At 64.8% G+C, this 18171-nt stretch carries 15 protein-coding genes, 1 pseudogene and 1 riboswitch; of the genes and pseudogenes, 10 read left to right on the plus strand and 6 right to left on the minus strand.

The genetic code is table 11. The features are described from left to right. The 9 genes from JMJ56_RS34240 to JMJ56_RS26750 all read left to right on the plus strand — a co-directional run. Nucleotides 1-279: hypothetical protein (locus JMJ56_RS34240; protein ID WP_236038637.1), on the plus strand; the 279-nt coding region annotated here is incomplete at its 5' end. A gap of 73 nt (nt 280-352) precedes the next feature. Continuing rightward, a complete protein-coding gene (locus JMJ56_RS26715; RefSeq protein WP_202834806.1) occupies nt 353-754 on the plus strand; it encodes an acyl-CoA thioesterase in 402 nt (133 codons plus the stop codon). A 565-nt stretch (nt 755-1319) separates the two neighbouring features. Beyond that, the gene (locus tag JMJ56_RS26720; RefSeq protein ID WP_328702480.1) at nt 1320-2831 is read left to right on the plus strand and encodes a helix-turn-helix transcriptional regulator; all 1512 of its coding nucleotides are present in this window, start codon (nt 1320-1322) and stop codon (nt 2829-2831) included. A gap of 219 nt (nt 2832-3050) precedes the next feature. Further along, a complete protein-coding gene (locus tag JMJ56_RS26725) occupies nt 3051-3233 on the plus strand; it encodes a CsbD family protein (protein WP_202834808.1) in 183 nt (60 codons plus the stop codon). A gap of 145 nt (nt 3234-3378) precedes the next feature. After that, nucleotides 3379-4326, plus strand: a complete 948-nt coding sequence (locus JMJ56_RS26730; protein WP_236038639.1) for a hypothetical protein — start codon at nt 3379-3381, stop codon at nt 4324-4326. Nucleotides 4327-4444: 118 nt separating this feature from the next. Continuing rightward, nucleotides 4445-5488 (plus strand): YsnF/AvaK domain-containing protein, encoded by a 1044-nt coding sequence (locus JMJ56_RS26735; RefSeq protein WP_202834809.1) that lies wholly within the window; start codon nt 4445-4447, stop codon nt 5486-5488. Nucleotides 5489-5629: 141 nt separating this feature from the next. Beyond that, on the plus strand, nt 5630-5887 hold the full coding sequence (locus JMJ56_RS26740) for a GlsB/YeaQ/YmgE family stress response membrane protein (RefSeq protein WP_202834810.1): 258 nt from the start codon (nt 5630-5632) through the stop codon (nt 5885-5887). A 514-nt stretch (nt 5888-6401) separates the two neighbouring features. Then, on the plus strand, nt 6402-7760 hold the full coding sequence (locus JMJ56_RS26745) for a coiled-coil domain-containing protein (RefSeq protein ID WP_202834811.1): 1359 nt from the start codon (nt 6402-6404) through the stop codon (nt 7758-7760). Nucleotides 7761-7864: 104 nt separating this feature from the next. Then, nucleotides 7865-9442, plus strand: coding sequence for a Na+/H+ antiporter (locus JMJ56_RS26750; RefSeq protein ID WP_202834812.1), 1578 nt, complete (start codon nt 7865-7867; stop codon nt 9440-9442). A gap of 142 nt (nt 9443-9584) precedes the next feature. On the opposite strand, the gene JMJ56_RS26755 is transcribed toward JMJ56_RS26750, so the two are convergent. Then, nucleotides 9585-9866 (minus strand): hypothetical protein, encoded by a 282-nt coding sequence (locus JMJ56_RS26755; RefSeq protein WP_202834813.1) that lies wholly within the window; start codon nt 9864-9866, stop codon nt 9585-9587. A 207-nt stretch (nt 9867-10073) separates the two neighbouring features. Further along, complete coding sequence (locus JMJ56_RS26760; protein WP_202834814.1) at nt 10074-10811, minus strand: MOSC domain-containing protein; 738 nt, start codon at nt 10809-10811, stop codon at nt 10074-10076. A gap of 118 nt (nt 10812-10929) precedes the next feature. On the opposite strand from JMJ56_RS26760, the pseudogene JMJ56_RS35675 reads away from it, so the two are divergent. After that, nucleotides 10930-11538 (plus strand): annotated as a pseudogene (locus JMJ56_RS35675) (transposase); the annotation flags it as partial. 11 nt (nt 11539-11549) lie between these two features. Here JMJ56_RS35675 and JMJ56_RS26770 read toward each other — a convergent pair. From JMJ56_RS26770 to JMJ56_RS26785, 4 genes are all read right to left on the minus strand, one after another. Further along, a complete protein-coding gene (locus JMJ56_RS26770; RefSeq protein ID WP_202834815.1) occupies nt 11550-12779 on the minus strand; it encodes an LLM class flavin-dependent oxidoreductase in 1230 nt (409 codons plus the stop codon). Nucleotides 12780-12961: 182 nt separating this feature from the next. Next, nucleotides 12962-14095 (minus strand): zinc-dependent alcohol dehydrogenase family protein, encoded by a 1134-nt coding sequence (locus tag JMJ56_RS26775; RefSeq protein WP_202834816.1) that lies wholly within the window; start codon nt 14093-14095, stop codon nt 12962-12964. A 1438-nt stretch (nt 14096-15533) separates the two neighbouring features. Further along, entirely contained in the window at nt 15534-15854 is a 321-nt protein-coding gene (locus JMJ56_RS26780; RefSeq protein WP_202834817.1) for a YnfA family protein, read from the minus strand. Nucleotides 15855-15865: 11 nt separating this feature from the next. Further along, nucleotides 15866-17812 carry a TonB-dependent receptor plug domain-containing protein gene (locus tag JMJ56_RS26785; protein ID WP_202834818.1) on the minus strand — a complete coding sequence of 649 codons (1947 nt, stop codon included), beginning with the start codon at nt 17810-17812 and terminating at the stop codon, nt 15866-15868. 138 nt (nt 17813-17950) lie between these two features. Next, a riboswitch (cobalamin riboswitch) is annotated at nt 17951-18161 on the minus strand. Nucleotides 18162-18171 lie beyond the last annotated feature (10 nt).

An 18171-nucleotide genomic window follows, 5' to 3' on the forward strand; every position in this document is an offset into this window, starting at 1 on the left:
TGCTGCGGTCGTATTTTGGCCGGTTCTCGGGCGTCCACATGGACGCCCTTCTTCCCGCACCCGCCGCCGGCAGCCAATCACAACCGATTCAAATCACTCGATCTGTTCCCGGATGGACACTTAGAACGAGAGGAACTACAAGCGGTGTGTGGCTTTGTTCCTCAATCTCCGAGCGACATCCTCCCTGGTCCGGTCGACGGCATTGCTACTCGGTCGCTACAGCAGACCGCAGATGCCGCGTTTATTGCATGTGACACCGAAAACCGTAACAGGGTTTGACCGTCGCGCATCCCTCGAGCTGCCAAGCAGAAGGTGTCGACAAGCTCAATTCCGCAACAGGAGCATTCAAAAGATGGCCGATGAATTTCCCGATGTACCAGGCGGCCCGCATCTTCGAACAATTGCGATGCCACGTGACACCAATGCCGGCGGCAGCATCTTTGGCGGCTGGACGTTGTCCCAGATGGACTTGGCAGGCGGCACCTTCGCCGCCGAGCACGCGCATGGCCGCGTCGCTACCGTGGCAATCGAGGCTATGCGGTTCCTTCGTCCCGTCTCAGTTGGCGACGAAGTGAGTTGCTACTGCTCTGTAGTGAAAGCCGGTGACACCTCAGTTGCGGTCAAGGTTGAAACTTGGGCGCGCGGACGCGGGCACGGCAAGGACCCACAAAAGGTGACCGAAGGTGTCTTCACCTTCGTCGCCCTTGACGAGGGCGGGCAGCCCCGAACCTTGACGGTAGGAGATCCAGGCTGACGCGAACCGCTCAAACATTGCTAGGTCTGAAAAGATAAAGGACGCGTGCCGCGACGCACTCGCATCACGCACGGTCCAAGAAGCACGCTTTGGCAAATTGGGTGAGGCGGTAGGAAATGGCTTGCTCCCGATTGGCTGGCCTAGCGCCAACGAAGGCAGGTTTTGGCGCTTGGCTGCCCGACTAGGCAGGCCGATCGGGACGGTGCCCGCGCAGTTCGATGCCTCCCTTCTGAACCTCGCCCTTGTGGCATTTTCCAATGCCGGCGGCGTTCAAACAGTAGGAGCGAGCATTTGAACCGCGGCGGGCAACCCGAACCCGACGGGCGTCGCTTGGTGCACCCGGAGGCGACAAGCAGCCTGGGTTTAATTACGATCGTTCCCACCGTAAGATCCTGCCAGCCTAATTTGGGCGATCGGGCAAAGAGGTACTCGGAATTCAAGAACGGAACGATGCTCCCGCATCGGTTCGATCCGCGGCGCTATCGGTCAGACCCATGCACTAACGCCACCTTCGGCTGCGAGGACGCAGCGCGGATAACAGCGCCACGTGTTCGGAGCACCCATCGTGTCAGACCTGCCTACTCAAGATCATGCCGACCAGCAGCAACTGCGGCTCATTCTGGCAGCGCTACAGGACGGCGTCATCCTCATCGAACCTAACCAGCGTATCTCCTGGGCCAACAAAGCTGCCCTTGAGATGCACGGTGTGCGTGAGATTGAAGAGCTTGGTGCCACCGTTTCGGAATATCGGAAACGTTTCGAGTTACGCTATCGCAACCGGCACCACCTGCCGGACGGTCATTACCCGATGGAGCGGGTACTGGCCGGCGAGGCCTTCGATGAGGTCGTGGTTCAGGTGGCGCCAGCTGGACAGAACGAGGCGCAGTGGACCCATTGCATCCGTAGCCTGGTGCTCAACGACGCCGCAGGCATGCCAGACTGCCTGGTGCTGATACTGAACGACGAAAGTGAGCGCTTCGACGCCGAGGAGCGCTTCGAAGCGACTTTCGGCGCTAATCCGGCACCTGCCGTAATCATGCGCCTGTCGGATCACCGCTATGTCAAAGTCAACCGTGGCTTTCTGGAGATGACAGGCTACTTGGAGGAGCAGGTGCTTGGCCGCTCGGCCTATGAGATAGACGTGCTCGAAGGTGCTGCCCGGCGGGAGCTTGCCATTGAACGCCTGCAGGACGGGCGCACCATCCCGCAGATGGAGGCGGTGCTGCAGCTGCCCGGAGGTGGTGAGAAGCAGATCATCGTTGCCGGGCAGCCGATCGAGATTGGTGACTCGGCCTGCATGCTGTTCAGCTTCGTCGACCTAGAACGCCACAAGCTGACAGAGGTCGCCCTGCGGCAAAGCGAAGCGAACTTCACTACGGCTTTCCGTCTTACTCCCGTGCCGACCTTCGTTGCCGCCCGCGCCGGCTGTCGCCTGATGCTGGCCAACGACGCTTTCGCCCAAGCAAGCGGCTACACGGAAGCGGAACTGGCTGGGAAGAGCGCTGACGAGATCGAGTTGTGGTTTGATAAGACAGCAGGGAAGGAGCTGGAACGGCAACTTCATCAAAATGGCTCCGTGCACAACGTCAGCATGAAGTTGCGCACCAGGGAGGGCGGCGTGCTCGACTGCCTTTTGTCGGCCGAGGCGATAACCCTTGGGAGTCACTTCTGTGTTCTGGTGGCAGTGCAGGATGTCGCAGAGCACCGCCGCACGGAATCCGAGGTCGTGGCCGCCATCGAAGCGGTGATGCAAGACACCTCGTGGTTCAGCCAGGTTGTGCTGGAGAAATTGGCCAAGCTACGGCGGTTTGATGCTCCAGATGGTGCCGCGGCGGAGCTGACCGATCTACCGCAGCGAGCGCGGGAGGTGCTGACGCTGGTGTGCCGCGGAATGGCGGACCCCTCCATCGCTCGCAAGCTTGGGATCTCTCAAAATACCGTGCGCAACCACATTGCTGCGCTCTACCGTCGCACCGGGGTGAACAGCCGGACAGCCCTTGTCATCTGGGCCCGTGAGCGAGGCTTCGACGGCGGTCCCCCGCGGAAAACGGCGAAACCGCTCGATCCGCTGGATTAGGAATGGCGTGTCGTATCGTTTTACAAAAAAAGAAGGCGGTGAGGCAGCTTGGTCGATGGGTAGTAGTGCTTATCCCTCATCCAGCTAGTGCAGATGGACTACCTGGCCCTGGCGATTACCTAGCCGTTCGCTGAACTCTGCACGACGGATCGCAGTTATGCCGACAGCGCTGCGGCGAACCACTTTTGGCTTCGCTAAAGGCGTTTTGGGGAAGCCCAGATGGACAGCGATCGTATCTCCGGTGCGGCCAAGCAGGTGAAGGGCTCCATCAAGGAGGCTATCGGTAAGCTCACCGGTGACACCAAGACCCAGGCTGAGGGCGCCGCCGAGAAGGTTGGGGGCAAGGCTCAAAGCGCCACCAACGATGCCAAGGACGCCGTACGGGACGCCACTAACAAGTAGCATCTCAGAACGATGCAAGGAATGCATCAGCGGTCCGGTATATTCCAGACCGATCCTATGCGCGCGTCTTGTCGAGATGCGCCGTGCGTTGATGAACAGCGGCAACTTCTACAACTCATGCATTAGATTTAGGGGAACTTCGAATATGCAGACACGAACCACAGCTGGCGCTTATGACGGCGCGGCCGCCGCGGTGCTTCCGGAGGGTGCTCCGTCATTGCCCTCGCGCGTGTCATGGGGTGCGGTGTTCGCTGGTGCCGTGGTGGCGGTCACCATCGGCCTGATGCTGAACGCTTTGGGCGCCGGCGTGGGCGCCACGACGATCGATGCCGCAGCGCGTGGGACACCGTCCGCGTCATCCTTCGGCGCCGGTGCAGCCATCTGGTTGCTGGTATCGAATTTGATCGGCCTCGCCGTCGGCGGGTACGTTGCCGCGCGCCTGTCCGGCACTGCCGACAACACCGACGGCACACTGCACGGCTTGGCCGTGTGGGGAACAACCTTCCTGATCTCCGCCGTGTTGCTGGGTAACCTCGTCTCCGGCATCGCCTCCACCGCCACTTCCGGAGCGTCCGGCCTGCTGGGTAGCGTGGCTTCCGGTGCTGGCTCTGCCGTCTCGGCTGCCGGCCAACAGGCAGCCAATCGTACGAGTACCGATACGTTACAGTCGGTTGCCCAGAGCGTTACCGACCGCGTACAGAATGCGCTGAGCGGGACCGGTGGCAATCCAGCCGCGATGACGTCGGATCAGCGTAAAGCGGAGATGAGCCAGCTTGCCACCAAGCGGGTGACGGACGGCCAACTGCCGCAAGCGGATCGCGAGCGGCTGAACCAACTAGTGGCAGCCGAGTACAACATCAGCCCGCAAGATGCTCAGGCGCGCGTCGCTCAAGCCGAGCAGCAAGCCACCCAAGCCGCACGTCAAGCAGAAGAGACGGCCCGCCGCGCTGCCGACGCTGCCGCCGCCGGTACGTCGGTAGCCGCCTTCTCGGTCTTCGGCATCATGCTGCTCGGCGCCATCGCTTCAGTGCTCGGCGCCCGTCGTGGCACGCGTGATCTGCTGACATTGCGGAACAGCCAGCGTGTCGCCTGATCGCAGTAGCCGCAGGGAAGCCGCGATGCTGCCGTAACCTCGAAAGACCGTGTCGCAGGGACTACGTCCCGCCTGCTGAGCAAGACACTCGAACTGATACCAACAGGAGAGATCAACCATGTCGCGAACCATCACCGCCATGTTCGACGATCGTGCCCACGCGGACGCCGCCGTCCAGCAACTGACGCAGCAGCTCAACATCCTCCGCAGTGACGTCCAGCTGCATGCGGCGGACACCGCATCGACGACCGACGGAACCGCCACCACGTCCGGCGACACTGGCTTCTGGGCCTCGCTGAAGGATCTCTTCGTTCCCGACGAGGACCGGACTACCTATGCCGAGGGAGTGCGCCGTGGTTCCGTCGTGCTGTCAGCGAGGGTCGAGGACGGCATGCTCGAGCATGCCATGGATGTCCTGGAGAGCCACGGCGCGGTGGACCTCGACACCCGCGAAGCTGAGTGGCGGCAGGATGGCTGGACGGGTACGCAGGCTGTCGCATCGGACACCAAGGTGGCCACTGTTCCGACCGCAACCGGGCTCGGTGTTGCCGCCACGGACACGGCCATGAATTCCACGACGCCCGCAGTTGCCTCCACTCATACAGCAGCGGCTGCTTCCAATACGGCCACAGGAGGCGTTACGACCGCTCGCGTCGGCGGCGAGGAGGTGATCCCCATCGTTGAGGAAAGCCTGCGGGTGGGCAAGCGCGACGTCGAGCGCGGGCGGGTTCGGGTGCGCTCCTATGTGGTCGAGACGCCGGTGAGCGAGCAGGTGATGCTGCATAAGGAGCATGTGGACGTGCAGCGCCGGACGGTCGACCGCCCGGTGACCGGCGCCGAGGCCGTGTTCCAGGATCGCACGATTGAGGCCACTGAGACCGCCGAGGAGGCAGTGATCGCCAAGGAAGCCCGGGTCACCGGCGAGGTTGTCATCCGCAAGGAGGCAAGCGAGCGGACTGAAACGGTGCAGGACACTGTCCGCCGTACTGAGGTCGATATCGACGACACAACCGGTGACACGGGCCGTGTGACAACTGGCAGTGGTGTTGCCGGCGTTGCTCCTGATGACGCGCCGGGTAACCCGCCCGGTACGATGGCCAGCCGTGCCGTCGACAAGACGCTGGGAACCAACGTCAGCGGCGCCAACCCCGACAAGCGCTGACGAATGCCTGGCGGGGTAGCGGCGGAGAGATCTGCCTCTACCCCGCTCATCAATGCCACCGCCCAGCATGGACGACGAATGCCGGCCGCAACTCCAAGGCCATGTTTCCTTTAAGCCTTCCAACCTCGGAGAATCATTCCAATGTCCATTATCGCCTGGCTCATCCTGGGACTTATCGCTGGTTTCATCGCCAGCAAGCTGTATGCCGGTAGCGGCCAAGGGGTCGTCATAGATATCGTGCTCGGCATCGTTGGTGCCTTCGTCGGCGGGTTCCTGTTCAACATGCTGGGCGGAGCCGGCGTTACCGGCTTCAACCTCTACAGCATGATTGTCGCCGTGATCGGTGCGGTTGTTGTCCTGTGGATCTACCATGCCGTCACAGGCCGGCGGAACGTCTAGAACGATTCGAGGGCAAAGGGCACCGACGCCGCTATGCCGGGAGGCGGCGGCCGGTTCCTGCAAGCCCAACAGCAGTTGAGCGCCATGGCGTTCCCGCGGTGTGAGCGGGCGCGATCATCGGCGAAACGCACCACTATGCCAATGCTGCAGGCAGAACTGGCCTCCGCATGTTCGGAATGCTCCTCGGCAGCTTTTCCGAGGAGGAACTGCGGTCAGCCAAGTGCGTCGCATCCGCCGTGGCTTGGCCATCTGCTTAGGGGGGATAGGAAACCTCGACGTCAGCCGCTGACAACCTGTCCTCCTAAGCAAGCTTCGATCGCAAAGACCTATCAGCCTTTCTGAGGGATGCCTGGCCATGGTGAACGAGCGGATGAACAAGACACCAGCGCCAAAGGATCGGTCAGCACCGGTTCACGGGCTGATCAGCCCAGCCGGCATGTTAGGGCTATCCTGGCCTGTACTGGGTGCCGCGGGGGCAGTGGTTATCCTACTGGTCTTTGGGTGGTCCATCGCCGTGTCCCGTGGCAGTCGGCTGGAGGCCGCCGAGCAGGCGGGCCAAGCCCGCGCAGCACGCGTGGCGGAGTTGGAAGGCAGCCTGGCGCAGGAGCGGCAGGCATCGGGCGATCTCGCCGCCCTGACGCAACGGATCGCCGCGGCGGAGGGGCGGAGCCGCGAGCTTGCGGCTGGCGCAGCGCAGGCGGAGACGCGCCTTGCGGAACTTGGACAGCAGCGCGCAACAGGGGAAGCCCGGGCCGCCGAACTCAAGGCCGCTGCCGACGCGGGGGAAGCTCGGGTTACAGAGCTGCGGCAGGCTGGCGAGGCCGCTACGGCTGCTCTGGCTGGCACACGCGTGGAGGCAGCGGCGGCTGATGCTGCGTTGGCCGAGCGCCGGGGGGAGGTTGAGCGGCTGACCGGGCAACACGCCATCGCTGTCACTGCCCTGCGCGAGGCTGAGGGCCGTGCAACTGATCTGTCCGCCCAGGCCGAAGCGGCGCAGGGGCGCGTGGCAGCCCTGATCGCAGAGGCCGGCCGCGCCCAGGAGACTTTGACGGCCCGGCAGGCCATGATCGCCGGTGCCGAGAGCCGAGCCCAAGTCCTGCGGGAGGGAATAGCGGCCGCCGAGGCCAACCTCGCTGCGCGGCAAGGGGCACTGGCCGGGCTGGAGGCGAGCCTGACCGAGGCCGGTCGTGGCGCTGATGCCGCCGCCGAGCGGGTCCGAGCCAGCGAGGCCCGCGCAGCTGAACTGCTCAATGCGGCAACTACCGCGGAGGGCCGCCTGGCTGAGCTGCGCAATGCATCTGAAGCGGCAGCGATGGCTCTGACCGAGCGTCAGGCCGCGATCGGAGCGGCAGAGACCGAGCGCGCCCGCCTGGCGGCAGCGGTTGAGGCCAATGGCGCCGCACTTGCCGCGGCGGAGGCGCGCCTTGTTGAGGCGAACGCGGCGGTTGGGACGGCGGAGCAGCGTGTCGCTGCCCTGCGGGCTCAGGGCAGTGAGGCCGAGGCGGCACTCGCCGGCAAGCAGCAGGCTCTGACGGAGGCCGAGCAGCGGCTGGCTACATTACGCGACGAGGTTGGCGCGGGCGAGCGGGCCCTTGCCGACCGGCGGGCCGAAGCCGAGGCTGCCACGCAGCGCGCCGCAGCAGCGGATCGTGGTGTGGCGGAAACGGCTGCCCGGGTTCAGTCGCTGGAAGGCCGTGCGACGGCGCTGGAAACGGACCTTAATGCGGGAAGCTCGACGCTTGACCGTTCGCGGGCGGAGGCGGCGGAACTGGAACGTCAGATCGCCCAGCGACGCCAGGAACTCTTGGCTCTCGAGGCCGCGGCTCAAGGAGCGGGCGCTGCGCCCGGTACGCCGGCAACGCGTACTCCGTAGAGCGCTTTCTTCCTGACATGATCACGCCGGCCGCTCTTCGCAGCGGCCGGCATGCTCCTATAGACGAAGGGCGGCCTGGGCCAGCCACGCCGCATGGTGGTCCCATGCATGTCTTCGAGCTTTTACTGGTCCTTCTTGCGGTCTGTGTGGCCCTCGCGGTGCTTGCAGACCGGCTGAACCTTCCTGTCGCCGTCACCCTCGTGCTCGGTGGCATGGGGCTGGCCTTCGTCCCGGGGCTGCCGCCCCTCGTGCTTGATCCTGAACTCGTTCTGGCGCTTTTCTTGCCACCGCTCCTGCAGGTCAGTGCCTACCGGACGGACTGGCCTTCCTTCCGCAATCATCTTCGGCCGATCCTGTTGCTGGCGATCGGGGCTGTGTTTTTCACGGCCGGGCTGGTGGCGATCGTCGCAAAGCTGTTTGTGCCATCCCTGCCCTGGTGGGCTGCGATCACCCTCGGCGCCATCGTGGCCCCGCCGGATGCCGTCGCTGCCGCATCTGTCCTGAGCCGCTTCAAGCTGCCGAAGCGGATCGTGACGGTGCTGGAAGGCGAGAGCCTGATCAACGATGCCTCGTCTCTTGTGCTGTATAAGTTCGCGGTCGCGGCTGTCAGCGTCGGGACCGTCAGCTACGGGCAGGGTGCGCTGCAATTCTTTGCCGTTGGGTTAGGGGGAGCACTGGTAGGCTGGCTCACGGGCCGGGCCGCGATGTGGATTTTCTCCCAACTCGAAAACACTTTGCTCGACATCACGATCACTATCCTTGCCGGCTTCGCCGCGTACCTCGCTGCCGAGGAGATCCACGCCTCCGGCGTACTTGCGGCCGTCGCCTGCGGCCTCGTACTCGGACGGCAGCAGCACACGGAGTTCACCGCGCGTACGCGAATCGAATTGGTGGCGGTCTGGGGCTTTGTGGAGTTTGCCCTTACCAGCCTTGTCTTCATTCTTATCGGGCTGCAGTTGCGCGGCATCGTCGCGCGCTTGGCTGATGATGATTTCTGGCAGCTCGCCCTGTTGGCGGCGGCCATGTCGGCGACCCTGATCGTGAGCCGCTTCGTTTGGGTTTTCGTAGCTGCCTGGCTCCCTCGCGCCCTGTCGCGAGAACTGCGGAACCGGGATCCGATGCCGCCCTGGAGCCACTCGGTCGTCGTTTCCTGGACGGGGATGCGGGGCGTGGTCAGCCTAGCCGCGGCACTCGCGCTGCCGGAGCCGTTCCCGGGCCGCGATATCATCCTGTTTCTCGCCTTCTGCTCGATCTTTGTCACGCTGGTGGTTCAAGGAACGACCCTGGGCGTGGTCGTCAGGCGGCTCGGCGTGACCGAGGAAGAGAGCGTGCTCCCCGAACCCGAGACGGCCCAGGCCCGGGCCGAAATCGCAACGGCCGCGCTTGAGGCCGTCCGGCAACATCTGGACGGCCCGGAGACTACCGAGCACACCGATGCAGCGGCAGAGCTGGTGCAGGAGTACGAGGTCCGTGCCGACCGGGCGAGCATCGAGGGGCAGGATCTCGAGACCAAAAGCAGCCAACTGGAGGCTCAGCAGCGCCTGCGGCTCGTAGCCATTGCCGCGGCACGTGAGAAGTTGGCGGACCGTACCGAGACGATGGACAATGAGGCCCATAGGGCATTAGGCGAAGAGCTGGATCTCGAGGAGCAACAAATCAGGCGTGCCCTCGAAGGAGGATGAAAGGCGGTGGCAAGCAGATTTTGCCGCGTGACAAGTTTTGCCACGCTGATCGGGATATGGCTAAATACCGGCCTTGATGGCAGGTTTACGTCATCAACGGGCCGCTTGCCGCAATAGCCTCTTTGATGTGGCGGTAGGATGCCTAGCCTGTTTCCTGCGCCTTACGCAGCGCATCGAGCACCGCCTCATGCGTCGCCAGGATCCGCCGCAAAGTCGGTTTCCCTTTGTCGCTCGCCTCAGCGATGCCCTCGTGCATTTCCTCGATCCCCGTGGTCATCTGCTCGGCCAAGCCGGATAGCCGCTCCTGTAACTGCTCGTTGTCGTCCTTGAGCTCAGCTGTCCAGATCCCCAGAATACGAGAGAATTCGGCGGCAGCGCGAGCGGGTGGAACGCCCGCTTGCAGGAGCTTGATAAGGGGGGCCAAATCGGCAGCAGGTGAGCGAGACATGTGTGATAAGATAGGTAGTCTGACGGTGGGTAGCTAGACAACGAGGAGCTGCTTTGTATCGACTACAGCAGTAGGTATAAGCCCCCTGAGAGCGGGCTGCCGCTGATAGGTCTGGCTCGAGTGAGCCGTATCGCGGGTAAGAGCCACTACGATTAAGCCCCAGCAGCTATCAAGGATAGATCGCTACCTGTTCGGTCGCTCCCGATGTATGCGCACGAGATCACCGACGTGGATCTGCCCAGGGTGGGCTGTAGCACAGTAAGAGCCGACATTGTTGTCGAAGCGTTGAGCCACGGTGCGGAGGACGGAGACGTCCCGCGACGCGGCGTCGGGGTCCACGGTGACCATCGAGCAGCGCGGGATGGCGTCGCTGACCAGGACGCGCGCGCCTTCTTCGCGGTCGCCAAAGGTGAGTATCTCACCGCGCCAAGTGGCGTCGGATGCTTCGCTTTGGATGACAATGTTGATCCGGAAGCGTCGCGGATCGAGCGGTGCGCCGTGCGCTGCGTCTACCGCTGCGAGAAACGCCGTCGTGGTGAGGGAAACGGGCATGCTGTCGAAGATGCCACGGCCGACCTGGATCAGATCGACGGTAGTGCCGGCGGCCTCCGAAAGGCTGGCGGCGAGTGCCGAATGATCAAGGGGAAGGCACTCGCCTGCGGGAGTTACCACGTCGAGCGGGGAGTGCCGCGGGTCAGCAGGGTTGCGATAGGAAGGACGATGGAGAACAAGCGACGGCATCTCTCGCGCTGTCAGCCATGGAAAGCGCGACCGATTACCGCGCCGCATAAACGCATACTGGCGGTCCCCGTGAGCGCCTGTCCAACCGAGGTCCAATTCCGCCAATGCCTCGCCCGCCATGGACTTCACAGGATAACGGGCAAGGTGCGCGACCCGGCCGACAGTAACGGCTTGCATCATGATAACTTGCCCTCCCTTTTATTGGCGCACTGGTAAACGCAGCTCGCGCCAAGCCAAACAGGTGCGCGGCGTTACCGCTGGTGAGGGCGCGCGGCCCGAATGTCTGCTCCACCCTTCGGGAACGCTTTGGCGCTTCTTCGACCGGTGCCGGATGACATGGGTAAAAGTCTGCCCATGCCGTGGCAGGGCCGCACGGACATCTTGAAGCGGCCCTAGGCCTGGTTCAAGGCGCAGCCCGATCTCGACCCCGACCGTTTTGGTATCTCTCGCTGAAACCTGGGCCTCGATCAACATGGCCTCTGGCTGACCACCACCTTCGTCGCCGGCCTGCGCAACACCGGCATGATCGCGCCTATGGTGCTCGATGGGCCAATCAACGGCTCCCTCTTTCAGAACTGCGTGGAACAGGTGCCGGTGCACCAGCTTTGCCCTAGCGCCATCGTCGTCATGGACAACCTTGACAGCTACAAGGGCGCAGGCGTCGGGGCGGCCATCGAGGCCGTAGGTGCGAGCCTGCTCTACCCCCCCACCCTACAGTCCTGACCTTCGAGGCAGTGCCTCGAAGCCTATCGAGCAGGCCTTTGCCAAGCCGAAGGCTTTGCTGCGCAAGGCGGCCGAGCGCACCCTTGATGATTTCTGGCGCATCATCGACACCTTCACACCAGCCGAATGTGTCGACGGCTTCGCAGCGGCCGGTTACGACGCAGACCCGTGGGAAACGCTTTGAACCTTTGTTCCTCAATCCTGCCGCTTGCCGAACTCCGGCACATTGCTGGACGAAGCCGCTAGCATCTGTGACTTGGTGACCTTCAGCGCCTCGGCAGCAGTCGCGTTCTCGCTGATCTTCGCCATCACCGCTTCCCGTGCTCGGTCGAAATACTCGCGGTTGCTGGCCACGAACTCGCGTGACTTGCGCAATCCGGAGAGGTAGCCGTTGATCTCCGGTACCACGTAGCGTGCCACCATGTCCCAGCTGCGGAAGGTATTCTCTGGGTTCGCCCAATCATGAACGAAACCAACCACGGTGCCAAAACCGCCGCTGATGGCCAACACTTCCTTGATGCGGGCAATGAGGTCGTCCGGTGTCCCGATCGTCGCCACCGCACCCTGGCCGAAGGCGGACTTGTCTACCGCCTCATCCGGGTCGGTGAATGGCTTGGCACCAGGACGCTGCAGGGTGCCGGTGATGTATTCGTTGTGATGTCGCAGCAGGCCATCACGGGCCTCGGTACGGGCCCGCTCGCGTGTCTCGGCAATATGCCAGCTCAGCAGCACGCGCCAGTTCTTCCGGCTCACCACGGTCTGGTGCTTCGCCGCAGCAGCCTCGGCGAAACCCCATTGCGTCGGCAGTGCGTTCAACCCCTCGTTCGAGAGTGAGCCGATCGAGATGATGCCGATGCCATGCTTGCCCGCAAGCGTCATGCCGGATGGGCTGATCTGGGACGCTACCGCGAATGGCATCTCTTCCTGCAGCGGCAGAAGCTGCAGTGCAGCGTCGTTCAAATTGAACCACTCGCTGCGATAGGTGACGCGCTCGCCATGGAATAACCGGCGGATGACGCCGATGGCCTCGTCCTGCCGGTCGCGGAGCAGCATCGGGTCGATGCCGAGCGTGTGAGCATCCGAAGCGAGCGCGCCAGGACCGGAGCCGAAGATTGCTCGGCCGCCTGTCATATGATCGAGTTGCACCATTCGCTGCGCTACATGAAAGGGATGGTGGTACGGCAGCGACACCACACCGGTTGCCAGCTTGATGCGCTTGGTGCGCTCGCCTGCGGCAGCTAGGAACATCTCCGGCGACGCAATCATCTCCCATCCGCTGGAATGGTGTTCGCCGCACCAAAATTCGTCGTAGCCAAGCCGATCCAGGTGCTCCACCAGATCGAGATCGCGGCGGAACTGCAGCATGGGATGCTCGCCAATCGGATGATGGGGAGCGAGGAAGGCACCGAAACCAAGCCGGGGCATGCGGACGTCTCCTGGATGTGGATGCCGGCGGCACACATTTGGCTACCAAGCCGTCATGGCGGATGCGCGTGTGGCGGGGACAGCCCATTCACACGACACATCCAGGCATCGGATGAGAACGATAGGAGGCATACCCTGCCGTCGACAAGATGGGCCGGATCATTTGGAGGCCATGCCGGCATCTAGATGTTCGGCCGCAGCAGTTGTCGTAAAACGCTGCCATCGGCCAGCCGGTCGAATGCGGAATTGATGTCAGCCAAGGGCAAGGTACCCGATTTAAGCCGCTCCACAGGCAGCTTGCCGCGCTTATAGAGGCCGATAAAACGCGGTATATCCCGCTCCGGCACGCAACTGCCCATGTAGCTGCCGAGGATGCTCTTCTCATCCGACACTAGCCCGGCGTGCATATAAGAAAAGTTCGCTCCCTGGGCTGGCAGCCCGGCACTGACGACGCTGCCGCCTCTGGCCGTAATCGCATAGGCCAGTTCCATCGCCTGGATGTTCCCGGCCGTTTCGATGACCGTATCGACGCCGCCATCAGTCGCCGTCCTGATCCGCTCGACACAATCCGCATCGGTGGCAAGGAAAGTGTCGGTCGCGCCCCATTGTCGGGCGAGGCCGAGTTTCTCGACGCTGGTATCAATAGCGATAATGCGTTCCGCGCCACCGGCAACCGCCGCGAACAACGCATTCATGCCGACGCCGCCGAGGCCCAGCACCGCAATCGTATCGCCAGCCTGCATACCCGCCGTGTTCAGAACTGCACCGGCGCCGGTCATCACGGCACAGCCGAAGATAGCGAGGTCGTCCAGCGGAATCGTCGAGTCGACTTTCACCATCGACCGCCGAGCCACAACCGCATACTGGGCAAACAGCGACAAGCCGCTACCGTGGTTGACCGCCTCTCCATTGAGGCGCCGGATGCGCTTCCCTCCCGATATCAGAGTGCCAGCCGCCCGCGCTGCCGAACCGCTTGGGCAGATATTCGGCCGGCCGCGCACGCAGAACCGGCACCCCCCACAGGACGAGACGAATACGGTGACGACATGATCGTCCGGTTTGAGATCGGTGACGCCCTCACCGCATTCACGGACAATTCCCGCACCTTCATGCCCGATGACGACAGGCAGCGGCCTGGGGCGGATGCCCTCGATCGCCGACAGGTCGGAATGGCAGAGGCCGGCGGCGGCGATCTCGATCAGCACCTCGCCTGGGCCTGGCCCTTCCAGTTCCACATCTTCGATTATCAGCGGCGTGCTGCTGGCATAGGGGCGCGGCAACCCGTGTTGGAACATGATGGCGGCCTGCATGCGCATGTCGAAGCGTCCTATTCGATATGGATGTTGGCGGTATCGCGATGGTGTTGGCCTGTGTCGGGAATGAAGCGGCTGGGCCAACCTCGTGCGAGTGACATCAGAGCCCACCTCTTCAGGGTACCGCTCTCAGCCTAAGCGCTCCAGCGCATCCAGTACGGTCGTATCCCGGTGGTGGTGTAGGGGCTGACCGTCAGATCCAAGGCGGTCACCGCGGTGGTCCTGGCTAAGGTTGGGTTGCCAAGACCCGCAACCCCGACTTGGATCAACCGCGATGCCCGACGACCGGACTGCTTTCCGTGATCTGCTTGCAACAGGCTTGGAGGCGGCTTCCTCGGAGAGATGATCGTGTTTTCCGCGAAGCGGCTGATGGAGGTCGAAGTGGGTGCCCTGACCGTGGCGGCCCATGGTGAGCGCAGAGCCCTGTAGGACGGCGGCCCAACTCCGCGCCAAGTGGACGGGATGAAACGCTTCGCCTCGGCGTCGTTGTCCGGGGAGCCCGAATCGTGCGCAACTCTGCCGACGGCAGCGCGCGGCGCTTCCGCCTTTCCCTGGGCAGCGCTGCAAGCCAGGCCTTCATCCCAGCGGCCTGCCAGCATGCCTGTCGGATAGGTTTCGATCTTGAGGCCGGAGCGGCCTCCTCGGCCTGCGACGGAATCGTCCAAGGTGCCCTCTCTGAGAGTGCGACAGGCGGGGGCGGCTTCGACGCAGCGGCTGTGCGCTTTGACTCCTCAGCCTGACTTGGCGATTGGGGAGGCGTGGCAGAGGGCGCAGGTGATGGGCCTCGCGGAGGGCAGGCGAAAGTTTCGTGGCGTTCGGGGCGTGACGGGAGAGGCCAAAGCCCTGCCCGCTCCAGGTCGTACCTCGTGCGGCGGCAAGGCTGACGGCACAGGCCGGCCGCTGCTTGTGGTGCCAGGCGCTGGTCGGAACCCGGAGCTGGTCACGGCGGTTGAGGCGCGGCGCCAGCAGGGCGACGATCGGAAACAGCCCGAGCAGGCAGGGCGTGGCGCGGGCGATAGCCTTGTCCGACCATTGCCGCTGGGTCTCGGCGCCGGGGGGGTGCGAAGCATCCGGAATGCGACCGCGAACTGCCAACGCTGGACGAACCATCGGATGATCCGCAGCGGCTCCCGCGCTGTGTTGGTGCAAGGCAGGGCCAGCGAATCGAAGCGTCGGCTGGGATCGCGCAGCAGCACCCGGCGAACCGGCATGGCGCCGGATGGCGGCGCCGGAGCCGATCTCCACGATGCGCTCGCCTTCGCCATGCCGGCCGGGCACGGTGCCCCGCCGCCTGATCCACAACCCAACTTACCCACACCAGCAAACCCTACAGGCCGCTACAGCAAACACCGATCAGGTGGAATCACCTGATCGGAGTAATTTGCTGGCCCAAACAATAGGCTAGCGAGGGATCTGTGAGCCAATACGAACGGAAACCGTTTTAGAGCGGCCGCAACAGGATCACGCCGGCCCCAATGAGGCAAAGCACGGCGCCGGCGAGGTCCCGTCCGTCCGGCGCCACCCCCTCCACTGCCCACATCCAGCCGAGCGAGGCGGCGATATAGACCCCGCCATAGGCGGCGAAGGCCCGGCCCGCCGCCTCCGTCTCCACCAGCGTCAGCAGCCAGGCGAAGAGGGCGAGCGAGCCCATCCCCGCCGCCAGCCACCAGGGCGAAGCGCCGAGGCGCAGCACGGACCAGACGGCGAAGCAGCCGCCGATCTCGGCCAGCGCCGCGGCGGGATAGGCGAGGGGAGCGATCATGCTTCCCTCTCTCACAGCGCGAAGCGCGTGCCCACCAGCAGGCTCCGCCTCGGCGTGACAAAGCCATTCGCCGGCTCCCAGCGGCTGTTGCCGAGGTTGCGCGCCTCGAGGAAGACCGCCGCCTGCTCGAAAGCCTGCCAGGTGGCAGTGAGGTTCACCACCGTCCCGGCCGGGTTGCTGCGGGCATAGGTGTAGCTGTTGCCCCCATTGTCATAGGAGGCGAAGGCGGCCTCCGGGCTGCGGCCGGTGAAGAGCACCGTCGGCGCGATCACCAGCTTCGGCAGCGGCGCCACCCGCGCGGTGATGCTCACGACATGCTCGGGCCGCCGCGGCAGCCGCCGGTCGGTGGCGGCGTCGAAGGCCTCGGTAATGGTCCAGGCCGCCGTCGTCTCGAACCAGGCGGCCGGCCGCAGGGTCAGCCCCAGCTCCGCGCCGTGGATACGGGCGCGGTCGACATTCACCAGCGTGCTGAAGCCGCCATCGTAATTGATCAGGTCCCGCACCCGGCTCTGGAAATAGGTGAAGCTCGGCGTGGCGAAGTTGGCGCGGCCGAAAGCGGGGATGTCCGTCTCGCTGCCGATCTCCCAGCCGGTGGAGCGCTCCGGCCGAAGGTCGGGATTACCGCGGAAGAAGCTGCTGATGACGCCGAAGCGCTGGTAGAGCGAGGGGGCCGCATAGCCTGTGCCCGCCGAGACCCGCAGCCGCGAGCCGATCTCCGGCACTGCCAGCACCACGCCGACCCGCCAGGTGGTCGCATCGGTGAAACCCGTGGTTGCGTCGTGGCGGAGCCCCGCCGTTAGGTCGAGCCGGCCGAAGGCTCGGTACTGCAGCGTCGCATAGCCGCCGGTGCTGTGCTGGCTGGCATCCACCAGCGTCTGGAAGCCGGCACCGCCGCTGCGGCTCCGCGCCTCCTCGCCCGTATGCGTCAGGCCGAAGCCGAGCGCCCCGTCCTCGAAGGCGCTGAAGGAGGGCAGGCGCAGGGTATTGCCCCAGTCGAGCGTGGTTCGCGTGCCGCGGTAGAAGTCCCGCGTGGTGGCGCTGCCGAGCCGGTCCGGCAGGTTGGAATAGACGCGCCGGTCCTCGGTGGCGGCGATGCGCAGCCCGGTCGTCCAGGCCCCGTCGAGGAGGCGGGTCTCGCCGCGGAGCTGACCGTAGTAACGGCGGTCCTCGCCCGAGTAATTCGGGTCGTCGCCGGGTACGTTGTCGAGGCCGGAATTGGTCTGCCGCCAGCGCAGTAGCGCCTCCACCCGGCTGCCCTGCCTCGGCGTCCAGCCGAGCCGCGCCGTGCCGAAGCCGCCGCGGAAGCCGTCTCGCTCGCCGAGCGAGCGTTCGAAGCGCGGCGCCGTGGCATTCGATCCCTCGGTCGAAGCCGACTGGCCGGAGAGGAGATAGTCGAAGGCGCCGACCGTGCCCGTCGCGCCCAGCCCGCCGCGCAGCGTCCGCTGCGTGCCACCGGCCAGTTCGCCATAGGGCTGGATGGCGCGGTCGGCAGGCGCCCGCCGCGTCACCAAGTTGATGACGCCGCCAACCGCCGAGGAGCCGTAGAGGGCGGAGGTCGGGCCACGCAGCACCTCGACCCGCTCAATGTCGAAGAGCAGGTCATTGCCGAGATTGAAGGCGCCGCTGGCCTCGGCCGGGTCGTTCAGTGGCACGCCGTCCAGCAGCACCAGCACGGCACGGCCCGAATTGCCGCGGAGGAAGGCCGTGGTCTGTGCCCCGAGACCACCGAGCGGCGCCAGCCTCACGCCCGGCACCGAGACCAGCGCCTCGGCGAGCGATTGGTAGCCCCGCTCCTCGATTTGCTGGCGGGTGATGACGGTGACGGCGGCGGGCACGCGTTCGGCCGGGGCTGGTATGCGGGTGCCGGTGACGATGGTGTCGGGGATGGCGGTCTGGGCGCGGGCGTGGGTGGCGAGGGCGGCCAAGCCGCTCGCCAGGAACAGGGACAGGCGTCGCATCGGGTCCTCCGATTGCGCATGACGACAGGGCCCCGGCCCGGCGAGCCGGATCGAGGCGGCGGACGTCGTTCCCGCAATCGGAGGGGCCCCGCAGGACCCCATGCTTCCGGTGCGCCGGTGCACCCCGCCCAGCACGCGCGAGACAACTCTGCGCCGGCCGGTCTCCTGGCTCGCGGTGCGGGGCCTCGGCCCCTGGGCTTCCCGCCTTCTCGCACCCGCAGGATGCAATGGCTTATGGAAAGTCCTCACCGCCCACAGTTGCGAGGGCAGCCGCGGACCGGCGGGGTCGCCCCTGCCTGCCGCATTCCCGTTTCAGCCCTTGCGGGCCACCGGCGCATGCCGGCTCCCTAGCAGGGATT

The organism is Belnapia arida, from assembly GCF_016773205.1.
Classification (GTDB): Bacteria; Pseudomonadota; Alphaproteobacteria; order Acetobacterales; family Acetobacteraceae; genus Belnapia; species Belnapia arida.